The following is a 1,657-nucleotide window of genomic DNA, read 5'->3' as shown; positions in this document are numbered from 1 at the left end:
GAAGCCAGCATTGAAGTTCACATAAAAACAACAGCACATGAAATTCTGAAAGATTTTCCGGATGGAATTGATTACTTAATAACCGGAGTCGGTACAGGTGGACACATAACCGGTGTTTCAAAAGTGTTGAAAGAGAAATTTCCGCAGATAAAGGTTTTTGCGGTTGAGCCGGCTGCGTCTGCTGTAATTTCCGGCGGACAACCTGGACCTCATCCGCTGCAAGGTCTTGGAGCCGGGTTCATTCCTAAAAATCTTGATACAACTTTACTAGACGGTGCAATTACAATTTCAAAGGAAGAAGCTTTTGAATTCACACAACGCGTAGCCAAAGAAGAAGGGCTTTTCGTTGGAATTTCTTCCGGCGCAGCATTAGCGGCAGTTTCGAAAAAGTTAGGTGAAATTCCGGAAGGAAAAAGAATTCTTACTTTTAATTACGATACCGGCGAAAGATATTTGTCGATTGAAGGATTATTTTGATTCGACGTTTTAATTCTTAATCTTGCTCTTAATCTTGATCTTACTCATTCTCGTCATCACAGCAGATTAAGATTAAGAGCCTGCCTCGCCGGTAGGCGGGCATGAGCAAGATTGAGATCTATTGTTAGATCTGCATTATTTAACAGTGATCATATCCTGAACAATAGGTTTCAAACCGGCAAACATGAGTTCAACAGCGATTACCATTACAATGAGTCCCATGATTCGCATTAGAACCTTATTGCCGTTATCACCGAGAAATGAAAGCAATTTTTTACTTCCGACAAGAAGCAAATAAGTAATTAACAAGACGACAACAATCACCCCGAAGAGAATAAGCTTTTCGATAACATCTCTTGTATCGTTGAATAGCACAACTGTCACGGTAATCGATCCCGGCCCACAGATGATTGGAATGCCGAGCGGCGTTATCGCAAAATCATTTACGAACTCGCTGAAACTTTGCCCTTCTTCCTTGAGGCGACTCAACTTTGCCTGGACCATGTCGTAACCCGACATGAAAAAAAGAATTCCGCCGACAATTTTTAATCCGTTAATGGAGATGTGGAAAAAATCAAAAATGAAATTACCCGCCAGCGCAATTAGAACCATTATAATAAATGCTGTCAATACACCTTTGAACGCAATCTTACGGACGTCATGCAATGGCATTTGAGAAGTAATTGATGTGAAGAGCGGTATCATTCCAAACGGCGTTACCATTGTAAAGAGCGAGGTGAATGCAAACAAACTAAACTGAAAAAGTCTTTCCATTAGATTTATCCCTCGTTCAAAATTTTGTTTAACGTATCTTGAATCAACTGCCAAGCATCCGTAACGTGTCTTTCTTCTTGCCGTAATCCGGAGATAACTAATCTGATCGTAAACTTTCCGTTCAATTTTGTGTGCGTGATGAAAAGTTTTCCCGTTGAGTTAACTCGATTCATGAGTTTTTCGTTTAACTGATTCAGTTTTGTCTCGTCGGGCCAACCATTTGGTTTGGCGCGGAAACATATTGTGCTGAAAGGTGTTGGCGCCAATCGTTCAAACATTGGATGTTCATCGATCCATGATGCAAATAGTTGACCAAGTCTAATATGTTCGCGCAGCATTTTTCTCAGTCCGGTTGCACCGAAGTAGCGGAGAACAAACCAAAGTTTGAGAGCACGGAATCTTCTTC

General features: G+C 41.0%; 3 protein-coding genes. 1 reads left to right on the top strand and 2 read right to left on the bottom strand.

The genetic code is table 11. The features are described from left to right. A partial coding sequence (locus ACYC56_RS14370) for a PLP-dependent cysteine synthase family protein (protein WP_461374858.1) occupies window positions 1-477 on the top strand: 477 nt, incomplete at its 5' end. Between the two features lie 135 nt (window positions 478-612). Here the strand turns inward: ACYC56_RS14370 and ACYC56_RS14365 are convergent. After that, window positions 613-1,251 (bottom strand): MarC family protein, encoded by a 639-nt coding sequence (locus tag ACYC56_RS14365; RefSeq protein ID WP_461374857.1) that lies wholly within the window; start codon window positions 1,249-1,251, stop codon window positions 613-615. A 5-nt stretch (window positions 1,252-1,256) separates the two neighbouring features. Next, a partial coding sequence (locus ACYC56_RS14360) for a pyridoxal-dependent decarboxylase (protein ID WP_461374856.1) occupies window positions 1,257-1,657 on the bottom strand: 401 nt, incomplete at its 5' end.

This window comes from Candidatus Aquicultor sp., from assembly GCF_054640775.1.
This window is presented reverse-complemented; position numbering and strand designations above follow the sequence as displayed.

What these genes read in the sequence shown, in the direction of transcription:
- ACYC56_RS14365 (WP_461374857.1), bottom strand. Translation starts at nt 1,251, where the DNA reads ATGGAAAGACTTTTTCAGTTTAGTTTGTTTGCATTCACCTCGCTCTTT.